The sequence below is a fragment of the Teredinibacter haidensis genome (assembly GCF_014211975.1).
In the GTDB taxonomy this organism is placed as follows: Bacteria; Pseudomonadota; Gammaproteobacteria; order Pseudomonadales; family Cellvibrionaceae; genus Teredinibacter; species Teredinibacter haidensis.
This window is the reverse complement of the sequence record NZ_CP060084.1, coordinates 3,328,452-3,342,689: the sequence shown is the minus strand read 5'-3', so window position 1 is coordinate 3,342,689 and position 14,238 is coordinate 3,328,452. Positions and strand designations below refer to the sequence as shown.

The 14,238-nt window shown below is 49.7% G+C and carries 13 protein-coding genes and 2 tRNA genes; 3 read left to right on the top strand and 12 right to left on the bottom strand.

The features are described 5' to 3' along the window. Nucleotides 1-9 precede the first annotated feature (9 nt). The 4 genes from H5715_RS13355 to H5715_RS13340 form a co-directional block, all read right to left on the bottom strand. On the bottom strand, nt 10-1,116 hold the full coding sequence (locus H5715_RS13355; protein WP_083608183.1) for an AAA family ATPase: 1,107 nt from the start codon (nt 1,114-1,116) through the stop codon (nt 10-12). Between the two features lie 793 nt (nt 1,117-1,909). Beyond that, nucleotides 1,910-2,194: a hypothetical protein gene (locus H5715_RS13350; protein WP_185906535.1), complete on the bottom strand. Its 285-nt coding sequence runs from the start codon at nt 2,192-2,194 to the stop codon at nt 1,910-1,912. Between the two features lie 1,200 nt (nt 2,195-3,394). Then, nucleotides 3,395-3,781: a hypothetical protein gene (locus H5715_RS13345; RefSeq protein WP_075187229.1), complete on the bottom strand. Its 387-nt coding sequence runs from the start codon at nt 3,779-3,781 to the stop codon at nt 3,395-3,397. A 295-nt stretch (nt 3,782-4,076) separates the two neighbouring features. Continuing rightward, a tRNA-Met gene (locus tag H5715_RS13340) sits at nt 4,077-4,153 on the bottom strand. Here H5715_RS13340 and H5715_RS13335 point away from each other — a divergent pair. Beyond that, on the top strand, nt 4,121-4,558 hold the full coding sequence (locus H5715_RS13335; RefSeq protein ID WP_185906534.1) for a hypothetical protein: 438 nt from the start codon (nt 4,121-4,123) through the stop codon (nt 4,556-4,558). The genes H5715_RS13340 and H5715_RS13335 overlap by 33 nt on opposite strands. 108 nt (nt 4,559-4,666) lie before the next feature. On the opposite strand, the gene ychF is transcribed toward H5715_RS13335, so the two are convergent. The 8 genes from ychF to H5715_RS13295 form a co-directional block, all read right to left on the bottom strand. Continuing rightward, the gene (gene ychF, locus H5715_RS13330; RefSeq protein WP_075187231.1) at nt 4,667-5,758 is read right to left on the bottom strand and encodes a redox-regulated ATPase YchF; all 1,092 of its coding nucleotides are present in this window, start codon (nt 5,756-5,758) and stop codon (nt 4,667-4,669) included. Between the two features lie 95 nt (nt 5,759-5,853). Continuing rightward, the gene (gene pth / locus H5715_RS13325; RefSeq protein ID WP_075187297.1) at nt 5,854-6,435 is read right to left on the bottom strand and encodes an aminoacyl-tRNA hydrolase; all 582 of its coding nucleotides are present in this window, start codon (nt 6,433-6,435) and stop codon (nt 5,854-5,856) included. A gap of 78 nt (nt 6,436-6,513) precedes the next feature. Next, a complete protein-coding gene (locus tag H5715_RS13320; RefSeq protein WP_185906533.1) occupies nt 6,514-7,167 on the bottom strand; it encodes a 50S ribosomal protein L25/general stress protein Ctc in 654 nt (217 codons plus the stop codon). Nucleotides 7,168-7,294: 127 nt separating this feature from the next. Beyond that, a complete protein-coding gene (locus H5715_RS13315; RefSeq protein WP_075187298.1) occupies nt 7,295-8,236 on the bottom strand; it encodes a ribose-phosphate pyrophosphokinase in 942 nt (313 codons plus the stop codon). 81 nt (nt 8,237-8,317) lie between these two features. Beyond that, a tRNA-Gln gene (locus H5715_RS13310) sits at nt 8,318-8,392 on the bottom strand. Nucleotides 8,393-8,420: 28 nt separating this feature from the next. After that, complete coding sequence (gene ispE, locus H5715_RS13305; RefSeq protein ID WP_075187233.1) at nt 8,421-9,257, bottom strand: 4-(cytidine 5'-diphospho)-2-C-methyl-D-erythritol kinase; 837 nt, start codon at nt 9,255-9,257, stop codon at nt 8,421-8,423. A 4-nt stretch (nt 9,258-9,261) separates the two neighbouring features. Next, a complete protein-coding gene (lolB, locus tag H5715_RS13300) occupies nt 9,262-9,831 on the bottom strand; it encodes a lipoprotein insertase outer membrane protein LolB (RefSeq protein ID WP_075187234.1) in 570 nt (189 codons plus the stop codon). 7 nt (nt 9,832-9,838) lie between these two features. Beyond that, nucleotides 9,839-11,608, bottom strand: a complete 1,770-nt coding sequence (locus H5715_RS13295; protein ID WP_075187235.1) for a tetratricopeptide repeat protein — start codon at nt 11,606-11,608, stop codon at nt 9,839-9,841. 269 nt (nt 11,609-11,877) lie between these two features. On the opposite strand from H5715_RS13295, the gene hemA reads away from it, so the two are divergent. Beyond that, nucleotides 11,878-13,131 carry a glutamyl-tRNA reductase gene (gene hemA / locus H5715_RS13290; protein ID WP_075187236.1) on the top strand — a complete coding sequence of 418 codons (1,254 nt, stop codon included), beginning with the start codon at nt 11,878-11,880 and terminating at the stop codon, nt 13,129-13,131. A gap of 14 nt (nt 13,132-13,145) precedes the next feature. Beyond that, nucleotides 13,146-14,228 carry a peptide chain release factor 1 gene (prfA, locus tag H5715_RS13285; RefSeq protein ID WP_075187237.1) on the top strand — a complete coding sequence of 361 codons (1,083 nt, stop codon included), beginning with the start codon at nt 13,146-13,148 and terminating at the stop codon, nt 14,226-14,228. The last annotated feature ends 10 nt before the right edge of the window (nt 14,229-14,238 follow it).

Below are 14,238 nucleotides of genomic sequence, written 5' to 3'. Positions count from 1 at the left end.
GCGTGCTTTTCAGAGAATTCTTTTGCATGCTTCCATAGTGCACATCCATGTGCTTTGCCCTACACCATCAAGGGCAACGTTAGCAAAGACCTTTTTAGCCTCTTCGTTCGCAATATTTCGCTTCTTGTTAGCATCGGATCTCGCAGTAATTACAGCTTGAATTGCTTCATCAACCAAAGCGGATTTTAGGCTATCGATCCCATCTTTTATCCTTTTATAAACAAGTCTATCCTGCGTAATAACTTTAAGGCGGCCTTCCACGTCCTTTTGAGCCAAAGCTGTTTCTGTTGCAACGCGTTCATCGTCAAGCTCTTTAGAGAACTCACATTTTTGCTCAATAACTTCTAGCTTGGTGGTGGCCTTAAGTGTATTTAACCATTGGATTGGTGCAGCATAGATTAATATAGGTGGGGTACTAGGGAGCTTCGACGCGAGCGTCTTTTTTTCTTGCTTCAGAAATGTTGACACACGATCACAAATTACAATTAGAGATGAATTGAAACGCATACGACTTGGCTCGTATGTGGCTTCGTTTTTCCCCATGTACATCTGTGCAGCCTTTGTATCGAAAACATGAACATGACGTAGATGTGCTAAGACCCCTCCACTAAGGGTCCAAGAAACTAACTGTGCTTTTCCACTTATTGATAACTCTATATCGGCCGCAGCGGGTGGTGGTTCATTAGAGAATACGTTGCCTAGCATTTCATCCTTAGCCCTTGAGCCACATGCCTGTTTTAGAATGCGAGAGAAGCTTGTTTTCCCTGATCCATTTGCACCATATATAACTGTAAGGTTTGTATTGCCAAATGCAAGAGTTGCATCTGCTTTGATTGCGTTAATACCTGAGACGCCAGAAATTTTATTGATACGTAGTTCTGGGCGCTGGGCTGCCTGCGCTAAAGCACCAGGTACAATTTTAGAGTAACCTTCCTTTGCCCCCGACGCCTCTTTAAAGCATAGTCTTGCAAGCTCCGTTATTTCAGCGTCATTAGGCATTCTTTTTGAGTCAATAAGTAATCGCGCTGCGGATTGTAGCCACTTAGGGCGCTCATTAATCCAAGTTTCGAAGCTGTCGGGTTCTTGTGAATGATGGTCTTCTTGTATGTTATTCATCTTCTAAATCCCTGTGCAATAAATCTTGGCATGAGGGGGGAGGTTAATTTGCCTAACGCCTGTAGCAGTTTGTGTCAGGTGCCTACATTTGTTAAGCGTTTTTAGCATAATTTCGGCTAAGTTCCCTAAAAACACCTGACAACTGTATAAAGCCTACTCCCACTAGCATAACCACTACAAAAATCGTAAACGCCTGAAGAAACGTAACCTCGTCTTGAAACCACAACGCCAATGGAATGTCTGCAACCATGATAAACCCCATAACATAACCAATAGTCAAACCGAACCATTAAAGCACCAGCAATTACTATTGAATAAATTTTAAACCGCAGCTTTACAGCTAAATTTGGTGATTTTGTCTTATCTATTGCTGCACAAATGTTTTCCTTTGAATAATGAACACTACCCTCAAACTCTTGCGTATATGAAGCGTTAATCTATAACTTTAGCTTTATCAATTCATCTTCGTGCTTTTTAAAGAAGATTCCGAATAACAATTGATCCCCTAGCCACCCAAGTACAAGCAGCAAAAAGCGTCGCCACAATAAGAATATGGGGGTTTTCAGTTAACTTTAAGAATATGTCCATGGCTTTGCTCAACTAAGTTATGACGGACACTTTAACATTTTGCCATTTAATTATATTTTTTAGGCCTCTTTTGTCCGTTATGTGATAGATGATATTGCAAACTGGACAGGGGTTTTTCTTGAATCAATCAGTTATAGAATTTTTTTGTTATTTGCCCATTATCCTACTCGCTGAAAATCCCCTATGCAATTGTTATGCTGGTTAACTATACATGCGAAGTTGATGATGTTTTTCGACGTGATATAAATCCTGATGCGCACGGGTTAGTACGCTTTTCTTTCCAGGGAAGCCTACCATTACTCGCAACATGAATTGAGGGCTTGCTCCACAAATTCTCGCCCGCAGGGATGCGGGTGTGAAGCCCCATGGATGGGTTTATGGCGGGTTTATGGGGCAAGCGCGCAATGGATGTCGGCACAGCATCTGACTTTCGATACAAAAAATCACCCGCAAGCGCAACTGGTGTTCCCACGGTGGCTAATTTCGGCATTCAATAAGATCTAAGAGTACCTTTCCGCCATCCTTTGGCAGCTAAAAGACGCTCCCCCTCTACCTAAACGTTAGCCCCCTGAAGCTAAAACAGGCCTAGGGGCTAGGGGCTAGGGACTAGGGGGGAGGGGGTTTCGAAGATACCCCCCTTGAAGCTAAAACATGCCCAAGGGCTATGTTAATCAGGGGGGAGGGGGTTTTGAAGATACCCCCCTTGAAGCTAAAAGAGGCCCAGGGGCTATGTTAATGAGGGGGGAGGGGGTTTTGAAGATACCCCCCTTGAAGCTAAAAGAGGCCCAGGGGCTATGTTAATGAGGGGGGAGGGGGTTTTGAAGATACCCCCCTTGAAGCTAAAAGAGGCCCAGGGGCTATGTTAATGAGGGGGGAGGGGGTTTCGAAGATACCCCCCTTGAAGCTAAAACATGCCCAGGGGCTATGTTAATCAGGGGGGAGGGGGTTTTGAAGATACCCCCCTTGAAGCTAAAAGAGGCCCAGGGGCTATGTTAATGACGGGGGAGGGGGTCTTGAAGGTACCCCCCTGAAGCAAAAGCATGCCCGAGAAGGCCTTGCGCCATGCAAGAAGCACAACTGGCCACAACGTATTCCAGTATTCGAACTGCAAGAGCTGTGAAAGGTGAGAAGCTGCAATGATCGATACTGCTAAAGTCGAAATAGAAAAACGCACCTACAGGCCGCGAAACCCCCATGGATGGATTTACGGTGGGTGAGTGGCAAAGCGCGCGCCTGAAACTAGACACCCAAAAAACATCGGCTTGCCGAAATTTAAGCCGTTAAATGTGGAATGGCCGTGGGCCTAACGTAAGTTCTACGTCTTACGACGAGGTTCTATGTGAATACGATCTCGTCTCGAAGGGAAGGTTTTCGAATGATGTATGTAGATTCTTTTTTTGATTAAATCATTGTCTATAAAGAATAATTAATTGTGGACTTTGCATTTCTATAGTTTGAACGCCCGTCTTTGCGCCTGGCTTAGGGTTCAATACGCTGGTGAGGAAGCCTTCTGTGAATACAGACTTTAATGGTGAGTGATTGGCTTTTGATAACGAGATTGAATCCCGTAACTTTAAGGCTTTTAGTCCGAGCCAGATAAGGTGCGCAGCGCTGATAATTTTCCCGCTAAAATGCCGCTACATAAGTCAGCCATGTTTCTACGGATACCATTTTATTTATTCTATGCGTCTTACCGGTTTTTATGTATTAAACTCACCGCTTCCGATGTAGATAACTCCCTGCCAGTGTAAAGCGAAACTCTGTAGGCGCTAGAACCTAGCGCCAATTCTCTAAACACTCTATCTTCAATTTCGGATAAGCCACCCTCAACCATTTCCATTGGCTGTATTAAAATAGCGGGCTTTGCAGCAAAAATTCTTTTCGGAATAATCGCTTTGATTTCTTTGGTTAAGCAAGATTCCGCTGCAGAGAATGAGCCCACTAACAACCTTTCAGTTGTAAATGCCTTGCTAGGTACGCTTACCTTCTGGATTTCGGATCCATCAAGGAGTCGAATTACAAATTTATTTCGGTAAACCTTTACGTAAACATCAATACAAAACAAATTTCTTAGCATGCGTTTAGCTCACCATAGTGGTTTTTCCAACATTTAGCCGCCGCACATTTTCAGGAATATGTGCTCATATATTTCGAATGTTTTTCTGTAGTAGTCGAGGGTGGGTAAGCATTAGTCGGTAGTTTTTGTTCGCTCAGGGACTGTGTGAGGGCCTACTAAACGTGTCTAATTACGCTCAATTCCACTTATTCCGGGGTATCTCATACCATGTGTCGTCTTACAGTCTTGGAGGATGTTATGTGGATGTTTTCAGGTGGGTGTAAGTGATCGCTTACCGGAGAAGAGTAGTAAAAAGTGGTAGCTAGGGGGAGACTTGAACTCCCGACCTCAGCATTATGAGTGCTGCGCTCTAACCAGCTGAGCTACCTAGCCACTTTTTACCTACTATTTATAAAAATCGTCCTGATTTTTATAAATGTCGCTTCGCTAGAGCTGGCACAAAGGCGTGGCTTTGCTGGCTCTAGCTTGCTCGCATTGCCGATGGCAATGGTTCGGGCTCCTGCCCTTAGTTACCTACTATTTATAAAAATCGTCCTGATTTTTATAAATGTCGCTTCGCTAGAGCTGGCACAAAGGCGTGGCTTTGCTGGTTCTAGCTTGCTCGCATTGCCGATGGCAATGGTTCGGGCTCCTGCCCTTAGTTACCTACTATTTATAAAAATCGTCCTGATTTTTATAAATGTCGCTTCGCTAGAGCTGGCACAAAGGCGTGGCTTTGCTGGTTCTAGCTTGCTCGCATTGCCGATGGCTTTGCGTATCGAACCCTTTGTTCTCTAAACGTTGCGGTTTCGAGAGGGTTGGCTGAGTATCGGGTTACGATGACGTCTGGCCGGGTTCGAGAGGGCGGCTATTTTCACTAGTCGCCCCTTTAATGTCAAGGGGGATTTAGACGTTAAAGCGGAAATGTACAACATCGCCGTCTTTGACAATATAGTCCTTGCCTTCCAGTCGCCATTTCCCTGCTTCTTTGGCTCCGGCTTCGCCGTTGTGGTTGACGAAATCGTCATAGCCAACGACTTCTGCACGGATAAAGCCTTTTTCGAAGTCGGTGTGAATTTTTCCGGCGGCTTGCGGTGCTGTGGAGCCAACGGGGATGGTCCAGGCGCGCACTTCTTTTACGCCAGCGGTGAAGTAGGTGTGCAGATCAAGCAGGTCGTAACCGGCGCGAATCACGCGGTTTAGGCCCGGCTCGTCCATGCCCATTTCTTCCAGAAATTCCAGTTTCTCTTCGTCGTCGAGTTCGGAGATCTCAGCTTCCAGCTTGTTGCAGATGGGCACGACAATCGCCTCCTCTTCTTCGGCAATTTCTATTACCGCATCCAGCAGGGGGTTGTGCTTAAAGCCGTCTTCTTCCACGTTGGCGATATACATGGTGGGCTTAAGGGTGAGTAAGCTGAGCTCTTTCAGCTGCTTTAAGCTGTCTTTGTCGAGGCCGAAAGAGCGCAGGGGTTTGGCTTCATTCAGGTGCGGCAGAATTTCTTCCAGCAGGGCTTTCATGCGAATGGCATCTTTGTCCTGGCCTTTGGCGGCTTTGCTGTAGCGCTGCAGGGCCTTTTCGACGGTGTCCAGGTCGGCCAGCGCCAGTTCGGTGTTGATAACTTCGATATCGGATTGAGGGTTGATGCGGCCGTCAACGTGGATTACGTTGGGATCGTCGAAGCAGCGCACAACGTGGGCAATGGCGTCGGTTTCCCGGATATTGGCGAGAAATTTGTTGCCCAGGCCTTCGCCTTTCGAGGCGCCTGCAACGAGGCCGGCGATGTCGACAAATTCCATGGTCGTTGGTACAACGCGATCCGGTTTGACGATTTCGGCCAGTTTATCCTGGCGCGGATCAGGCACTGCGACCACTCCAGAATTGGGGTCGATGGTGCAGAAAGGGAAGTTTGCCGCATCGATGCCCGCTTGGGTCAGCGCGTTAAACAGGGTTGATTTCCCAACGTTGGGTAAGCCGACGATGCCGCAGTTAAAGCCCATTTAGAATGTCCTATGTGTGTAAATTCTGTTTTTAAGGAGCGCTTTGCTTCCGGGGACGGTGTTTTTTCTCCCGGCAGCTTGCAACGTGAATGCTCCTAGTTAGTGTGCAATTCCCGCATGGCCTTTTCCCAGTCGCCAGCGACTAGGTCTGGAATGCTGCTTTCACTTTTTCGAATTGCATCTTCTATCATGTTTTGTTCGGCAAGCGGTGCTTTTTTCAGCACGTAGCCTGTAACCTGATTGGCATTGCCCGGGTGGCCGATGCCGACACGCAGGCGGCCAAAATTCTTGTTGTTGCCGAGAGAGCTGATAATGTCGCGCAAGCCATTATGACCGCCGTGACCGCCCCCTATCTTTAGTTTGGCAATACCGGGGGAAAGATCCAGCTCATCGTGAACGACCAATATGTTTTCCGGCGCTATTTTAAAGAAATTTGCCAGCGATGCTACTGCTTGGCCGCTTCGGTTCATAAAGGTGGTGGGGATCAGTAGGCGAACATCTTTGCCGCCGAGGGTAATTCGGCCGGTAAGGCCAAAGTGCTTTGGCGTATTGCTCATGACTTGGCCGTTGGCGCGGGCGAGGTCTTCGACAAAATCCTGGCCGGCGTTATGGCGGGTGTTGGCGTATTCGGCACCGGGGTTACCCAGGCCCACAATCATTTGCACGCTTGCGTTCATGGTGGCTGTATTCAATTCATAGGGACACGATATACAAAAAGGGCAGCCATTGGCTGCCCCGGTACAAAGCTCGGAAGCTTACTCGTCGCCGCCTTCGGCTTCGGTTTCGCCTTCGGCTTCGGTGTCGTCGCCGTCAGCTGAAACTGCGCGACTTTTACTGACGTTTGCAACAGGAAGATCGTGGTCGGTACCGTGTGCCAGAGCAACAGACTCAACGCCTTTAGGCAGTTTGAGGTCGGAGATGTGCACAACCTGGCCCATTTCTAGGTCGGTTAGATCCACTTCAACGAATTCTGGCAGGTTGGCTGGCAAACAGCTGATTTCCACATCGGTCATGTTGTGGGAAATTACGCCGCCCTGTACTTTAACGCCCTTACAATTCTCTTCGTTGGTGAAGTGCAGTGGTACGCGAGTGGTGAATTTCTTGGTTTTGGATACGCGCAGGAAGTCTGCGTGCAGAACCGTGGGTTTAGCCGGGTGGCGCTGCAGATCTTTTAAGATCACATCTTCGCTTTTACCTGCCACATCCAAAGAAATAATGTGAGAGTAAAATGCTTCATTCTCGAGGTGCTTGAGCAGCTCGTTATGAGGGATGGAGATGTTTACGGGATTTTTGCTGCCGCCGTAAATGATGGCGGGCACTAAATCGGCTTCGCGACGCAGGCGGCGGCTCGCACCTTTCCCTGACTCGTCACGTAGCACTACAGAAAGTGTGAAGTCTTCGTTAGACATTGTGTAGCTCCTAAATTTGTAGCTAATAAATAGTAAAAACCATACTGTCCCGCGACCAGGAACGATAGGGTATTGGTTTAGCGCAATGTTTGTTTACGCTGGCTTTCACCGTTGGGTGAAAAATTCTTTACTTAACTGACTCGCTAAACATGGCGCTCAGCGATTCTTCATTGCTGATGCGGCGCATGGCTTCGGCCAGCATGTTGGACAATGTAAGGGTGCGGATGACGGTGCACTCTTTACCTGCCTTCGACAAGGGAATGGAATCGGTAACCACCAGTTCATCCATCATCGAGTTGTTCAGGCGCTCTATGGCTGGGCCAGAGAGTACCGGGTGCGTGGCGTAGGCCACGACTTTGTCGGCGCCGTGCTCTTTCAGCGCTTTGGCTGCGTTGCACAAGGTGCCAGCGGTGTCGACCATATCATCTACTAGCAGGCAGGTTCGGCCTTCGATTTCACCAATAATATTCATTACTTCGGCCACGTTGGCCTTGGGGCGGCGCTTATCGATAATGGCGAGTTCGATACCCAGCTGCTTGGCAACTGCTCGGGCGCGAACAACGCCGCCGATGTCTGGTGATACAACGACCAGATTTTCAAAGTGTTGTTTTTCGATATCCTGTAGCAGTACAGGTGAGCCGTAGACGTTGTCTACCGGTACATCGAAAAAGCCCTGGATCTGCTCGGCGTGCAGGTCCACGGTTAGTACTCTGTCTACGCCAACGGTGACCATCATATCGGCCACAACTTTGGCAGTGATAGGTACGCGGGCAGATCTTACTCGGCGATCCTGGCGGGCGTATCCGAAGTAGGGTACGACGGCAGTAATTCGGCCGGCGGATGATCTCCGCAATGCGTCCACCATAACGATCAATTCCATAATATGGTCGTTGGTGGGGGCACAGGTGGGTTGAATGACGAATACGTCGCGACCGCGCACGTTTTCGTTCAGATCCACCATGATTTCACCGTCTGAAAATTTATCGACGGTGATGTCCCCGAGAGGCATTCCTAAATTGGCTACAACTTTTTCAGCTAATTCAAGGTTGGCATTGCCGCTAAATACCATCAAGTCAGGCACTTTTCTGCTCCTTTTGCAGGTTTAGACACAAAGGAAGAAGTGGCAGGAGGCGCGATTGGAAGAGTAAAGTGGCTGGGGTGGAAGGATTCGAACCTTCGCATGACGGGATCAAAACCCGCTGCCTTACCGCTTGGCTACACCCCAGTAGAATCGTTTCCGATTAGACCGTTAGTCATGGGAGGCATTGATGCAGTGGCGAATTATTAACGCCTTGGGCCACAAAGCCATTCAAATGCTTTGGTCGCTTGGCGTAAACATCCAGTGCCTGCTGTTTGGAATCGAATGCTGCATATACACAACTTCCGGTTCCTGTTAGCTGCGCCGGGCCATACTGATTAAGCCAATCAACCGCATCTCTCACCTGCGGGAACAGTCGTTCAACCAGTGGTTGACAGTCGTTTTTCCCGCCCTTCTCGAGGAAGGCGGCTACTGTAATGGCGAGCGAATCTCTTGTCAAATCTTTATGTGAAAAAATTGTTGCAGTACTAACGTGACAGTTTGGCGCCAAAACGAGATACCAGTATGGAGGCATTTCGATAGGACTGAGTTGTTCGCCCACGCCCTCGGCCCAGGATGTTTTACCTCGGACAAAAACGGGCACGTCGGCGCCCAGCTGACGCCCCAGTTCTGCAAGGTGGTTTTCGTTGAGCCCGCATTGCCATAAATAGTTCAGGCCGACAAGGGTTGTTGCGGCATTACTGCTGCCACCGCCGATGCCGCCACCCATGGGTAATATTTTATTTGTGCGAATGGTTGCGCCCTGGGAGCAGGCGGATGCTTGCTGTAATAGTTTGGCGGCTTTGTAGATGAGGTTGTCTTTCTGCGCAAGGCCAGGCAGTTGCGGCTGCAGTAGGATGTCACCGCTGCTGTTGGTCTCTATTTCTAGTTGATCACCAAAATCCAGTAGTTGAAACAGGGTTTGCAGTTGGTGGTAACCATCTTCGCGGCGGCCGGTGATATTAAGGAATAGGTTCAGTTTGGCTGGACTGGGCAGGGTGGCGGAGGGCAAGGCGTTACAGCTCCCACTTTTTTAGCAGTAGCGTGATGCGAATATTGTCACGCGAGGCTATCAGCTTGTACGGCAGAGTCAATTGACCGACGGGCTGGTGCTTGCGGTAGTGAATCATCCAGCCTTGTTGCTCCAGCTGTTTCAGGTTGCCGGCATCATCGTGAGTTTGTGAGGTGACTGGGGTGTTGGGGGAGGCGAGACCACGAATCCACCAGTTCATATCGCTAACGGGAAAGGACCAGCCCAGGCTTTGTTCCATCAGTTGTTCTGCGTTTGCGGCGGTGTGTTTCGCGCCTTCGGCTTCCAGACTTACCTGTTTATGTTTTTTTTCTAGCTTGGCGCCGCCTTGGCCAAGGGGGCCGTGGAGGCGAATGCTGTAGTCGTCCAGGTGGTGTTCCCATTGAAAGTAGGCGCTTTGGGATTTGCCGTTAAATTTTATCGCAAGCTTGCCTTCTAGTCGCCATTGCTGCATTTGCTCCGGGCTGGATAGCAGGTTTTTGCTGGTGGGGGATACGGCGCAGCCGCTGGCAATTAGTACCGTTGTCAGTATGAAAGCTTTTAGTAGGGTGCGCACAGGGGGGTTAATCCAGGTCTACTTTAAGGCGGTGCAGGGTGTCTCGAATTACGCTGCTTTGGGGGTTGAGGTGCAGGCCCTGCTTCCAGACTTTGACCGCTTCGGCTTCGCCACCGGTTACCCAGAGCACCTCGCCCAGATGAGCGGCGATTTCATGGTCGGGCATGACTTTCATGGCCTGGCGCAAGCGTACCAGTGCAGCTTGGAAGTTGCCTCGACGATATTCCACCCAACCCAGGCTGTCGATAACGGCGGGGTCTTCCGGCGTGAGCGCGTAAGCTTTCATAATGTAGGAATAGGCTTCTTCAACGCGTTCTGTTCTGTCGGCCAGTGTGTAGCCCAGCGCGTTGAGGGCGGCGGCGTTTGTCGGTGTGAGTGAGATAACGAGCTTTAGATCCTGCTCGGCAGCGGCGATATAGTCGATGCGGGTGTAGAGCATGGCGCGGGAGTACAGTAGGCGTGTGCTTTCAGGGAATTCTGATAAGCCGTTGCTGAGTACTGTTTCTGCTGCACTCATTTGACCTGCAGTGGACATAACTTCTGATTCGAGAATAAATAGGCCTTCTCTATCGCTGCCTTCAGCCTGTTTTCTTTGGTCGCGGATCATATTTAGTGCATCTATTTCACGATCGCTGTTGCTAAGTATGCCGGTCGCGCGTGCCATTGCCCCTAGGTAGTGCGGGCCTGCGCCCACGCTTTGGTAGTGTCCCAGAGCAAGCTCTTCCTGGTTGCGATTTTCATAAATATCGCCCAGGTGGTAGTGCGCTGGCGATAGGTAGTAGCCGCTAAGGATAAGCGCTTTAAAGTGTTGCTCGGCGCTGCTCAAGTGGCCGCTTTCTTTTTCTACAATCGCCAGTGAAAATTGAATTTCTGGGTCGGAAGGCGCTTGTTTGTGCAGGGCTTCAAATTGCTTTCGGCTTTCATTTAAGTCGGTGGCGGCAACGATGCGAGCGTAGCGGGCACGCAGGGTGACGTTATCTGGATTGTTTTCAACTAGTGCCGCCAGTTTTTTCAGTGCGAGATCCTGTTTGCCCATTTGCTGCAAAATGCGGGTTTCCTGGAAGGCTGCGCGGAGATGGTTGGGGTCTTGCCTTAGTACCTGAGTGATGGAGGTAAGCGCTTCATGGAAGCGACCATCCTGTTGGAGCAGTACGCTGTTGCCCAGCAGCAGTTGCTGTTCTTCGGGGTATTGTTGCAGCAGCTTTGCATAATTGTGGGAAAGTTTTCTTACGGTTTCTATATCGCCTTCGGTTGCGCGTACAGCAATGGCATCAAAGGCTGTGGCTCCGCCATTCTTCAAAATGCGGGTAGAGAGTTCAACCGCTTCTTCGAGCCGGTTGGCTTCAATCAGTTCTGCATTGGCAATTAGCAGCGCGTCTTCACTGTCGGGCTCCAATTCCACCCACAGTTCCGCCATTTCTAGGGCGGGCTGGTGGGCTTTTAGAATTCGGGCAATCTGTGTGGCGCGTGCTGTTACTTCCAGATCGCGGGTTGAGAGCGATTGCTGCACGTAGTTGTTAAGGGCTATATCGTAGCGTTTGCGGTCAATGGCCATTTCCGCAACCAGCAATGCGTATAGCGTATCGGTGGAAAAGCTGCGATCGGCAATTTTGGTCGGCGCTTTAGGTTTTGAGGGGGTTTCTTCCACAACGTTATCTGCTTTTTGCTGCGAGAAGGTGCACCCCTGCAGGAGCGAGGCCGCTAGAAGTGTGCTTATAGCTAAGCGTTTTGGCGTGAATAGCAGTTTATTGCCGAAACGGGATATCAACTCGATCATGGGGTGGTAGTAACTCTCTCTTTCCTACTGCGCTGAATGCGTGCAGATTTATAATAATTGGGCTGGTTCTTTACCGCTGTAAACAGTGGACAACTTTTTTGTCAGCCGGTTTCTTAATGGGGATTAGTTGGAGTATAACAAGCCGGAAGCCGGTTGGTCGTTTATAAGGCGCCAAGCTTTTCTGTCGGGATAACTTGCCTTACTCGGCTGCAACACAGAAAATGGGCGGCTTTTCCGCGATTTCTTGAAAATTTCTTATAAAAGGCGCCATGACTCTTATTGCTCTGGGCATTAACCATAATACTGCTAGCGTCGATGTACGCGAGAAGGTTGCTTTCTCGCCCGCCGAGCTGGGGTCTGCTTTGCAGAATGCCCGGCGCCTGGAGTGGGTGACGGAAATCGCTATTCTGTCCACCTGTAACCGCACCGAGGTCTACTGTGAGGGAGATGCTGCGGCCGATTTACTGCAGTGGCTGGCTGACCAGAAACAGGCTGATCGGGCAGAGTTGCAGGCCTGTCATTATCTGCATTGTGGTAATGATGCCGCCCGCCATATGATGAGTGTGGCCAGCGGTTTGGATTCGCTGGTATTGGGTGAGCCGCAAATTCTGGGGCAGATGAAGTCTTGCTACGCGGTTGCGCGGGAGGCTGGATCGCTGGGAAGCGGTTTGCACGATGCCTTTCAGCGCATATTTGCGGTGGCAAAAAAAGTGCGCTCGGAGACGGCGATTGGTGAAAACCCCGTATCTGTTGCCTACGCTGCGGTGTCACTGGCCCAGCAGATCTTTTCTGATTTAAAGCAGGATACCGCCCTGCTGATCGGTGCCGGTGAGACCATCGAGCTGGTGGCGCGACATTTAAAAAACCAGGGTATCAAGCGTTTAATCGTGGCAAACCGCACTCTGGAAAAAGCGCATCATCTGGCGGAAGAGTTGGATGCTCAGGCCATATTGTTAGCGGATATTCCGCAGTACCTGCCCGCAGCCGACATCGTGATATCATCCACCGCCAGTCAGTTGCCCCTGTTGGGTAAGGGTGCCGTGGAAGCTGCGCTAAAAGCGCGCAAGCACAAACCTATGTTTATGGTAGATATTGCGGTTCCCCGCGATATTGAGTCTCAGGTAGGCGATCTTGCCGACGTATTTCTCTATACCGTTGATGACCTGAAAGAGGTTATCGATGAGAACAAAAAATCCCGCGAGCAGGCCGCTGAAATTGCGCGTGAGATTATCGAGCAGGGCGTAAACCGTTACGAACATGATTTGCGCGCCCAGTCGGCTGTAGATGTGATCAAAAGTTTTCGGCAGAAAACGGATAATTTACGTGAAGAAGAGTTGCGAAAAAGCCTTAAAGCGCTGCAGGCGGGCGGTAGTCCGGAAGAGGTGTTGAATAGTTTGGCGCGCAATCTAACAAACAAGTTTTTACATCAGCCGACGTCCGAACTTAAACGCGCCAGCGTGGAGGGGAAAAAGCAGTTGATGCAGGATTTTAAAATATTATTTGGCTTGTCCGACGACGAGTAAACCCGAGATATTCAATGAAAGATTCCATTAAAGAAAAGCTGGAACACCTAGTAGAGCGTTACGACGAAGTCGGTGCTTTGCTGGGCGACGCTGGTGTTATTTCCGACCAGAATAAATTTCGCGACCTGGGTAAAGAGTACGCCGAGTTGGAGCCGGTAGTGCAGTGCTTTCAGGCGTATCAAGCCGTTAGTGAAAATATTGAAGACGCGCGTATGCTGATGAATGACGGCGATGCGGATATGCGCGAGATGGCACAGGAAGAGATTAAATCCAATGAGGCGCAGATCGAACCGCTAGAGCTTAATTTGCAAAAATTACTGCTGCCAAAGGATCCAAACGATAGTAAAAACGTATTCTTGGAAGTTCGCGCTGGAACGGGTGGCGATGAAGCGGCGATTTTTTCTGGCGACTTGTTTCGTATGTATTCGCGCTATGCAGAAAATTGCGGGTGGCGGGTAGAAATTATTAGTGAAAGTTTGGGTGACCACGGCGGTTATAAAGAAATTATTTCGCGCATTGTGGGGCAGGGCGTTTACTCGCAAATGAAATTTGAATCTGGTGCTCACCGCGTTCAGCGTGTGCCGGAAACCGAATCTCAGGGGCGTATTCACACCTCTGCCTGTACGGTCGCCATTATGCCCGAGGCTGATGAAGCGGAAGAGGTGGATATTAACAAGGGTGATTTGCGCGTCGATACTTTCCGCGCTTCGGGCGCTGGTGGTCAGCACGTAAACAAAACGGATTCTGCTATTCGTCTTACCCATATTCCCACGGGTATTGTGGTGGAGTGTCAGGACGAGCGTTCGCAGCACAAAAACAAAGCCAAGGCGATGTCCTTACTTGCCGCGCGATTAAATAATGCGAAGCAGGAGCAGGCCGCCGCGGAGCAGGCCAGTGAGCGTAAAAGTCTGGTGGGCAGCGGCGACCGTTCTGAACGTATTCGCACCTATAATTATCCTCAGGGACGTGTGACGGATCACCGCATTAATTTAACCCTCTATAAATTGGATGAAATTATGGCCGGCGGTTTGGCTGATGTGGTGCAGCCTTTGGTCAATGAGTTCCAGGCAGATCAGCTGGCCGCATTGGCGAGCTAACTTCGCATGC

Bases quoted from the DNA above. Each gene is read 5' to 3' on its own strand.
- H5715_RS13355 (WP_083608183.1), bottom strand. From the start codon at position 1,116: ATGAATAACATACAAGAAGACCATCATTCACAAGAACCCGACAGCTTC.
- H5715_RS13350 (WP_185906535.1), bottom strand. From the start codon at position 2,194: ATGCCGAAATTAGCCACCGTGGGAACACCAGTTGCGCTTGCGGGTGAT.
- H5715_RS13345 (WP_075187229.1), bottom strand. From the start codon at position 3,781: ATGCTAAGAAATTTGTTTTGTATTGATGTTTACGTAAAGGTTTACCGA.
- ychF (WP_075187231.1), bottom strand. From the start codon at position 5,758: ATGGGCTTTAACTGCGGCATCGTCGGCTTACCCAACGTTGGGAAATCA.
- pth (WP_075187297.1), bottom strand. From the start codon at position 6,435: ATGAACGCAAGCGTGCAAATGATTGTGGGCCTGGGTAACCCCGGTGCC.
- H5715_RS13320 (WP_185906533.1), bottom strand. From the start codon at position 7,167: ATGTCTAACGAAGACTTCACACTTTCTGTAGTGCTACGTGACGAGTCA.
- H5715_RS13315 (WP_075187298.1), bottom strand. From the start codon at position 8,236: ATGGTATTTAGCGGCAATGCCAACCTTGAATTAGCTGAAAAAGTTGTA.
- H5715_RS13295 (WP_075187235.1), bottom strand. From the start codon at position 11,608: ATGATCGAGTTGATATCCCGTTTCGGCAATAAACTGCTATTCACGCCA.
- hemA (WP_075187236.1), top strand. From the start codon at position 11,878: ATGACTCTTATTGCTCTGGGCATTAACCATAATACTGCTAGCGTCGAT.
- prfA (WP_075187237.1), top strand. From the start codon at position 13,146: ATGAAAGATTCCATTAAAGAAAAGCTGGAACACCTAGTAGAGCGTTAC.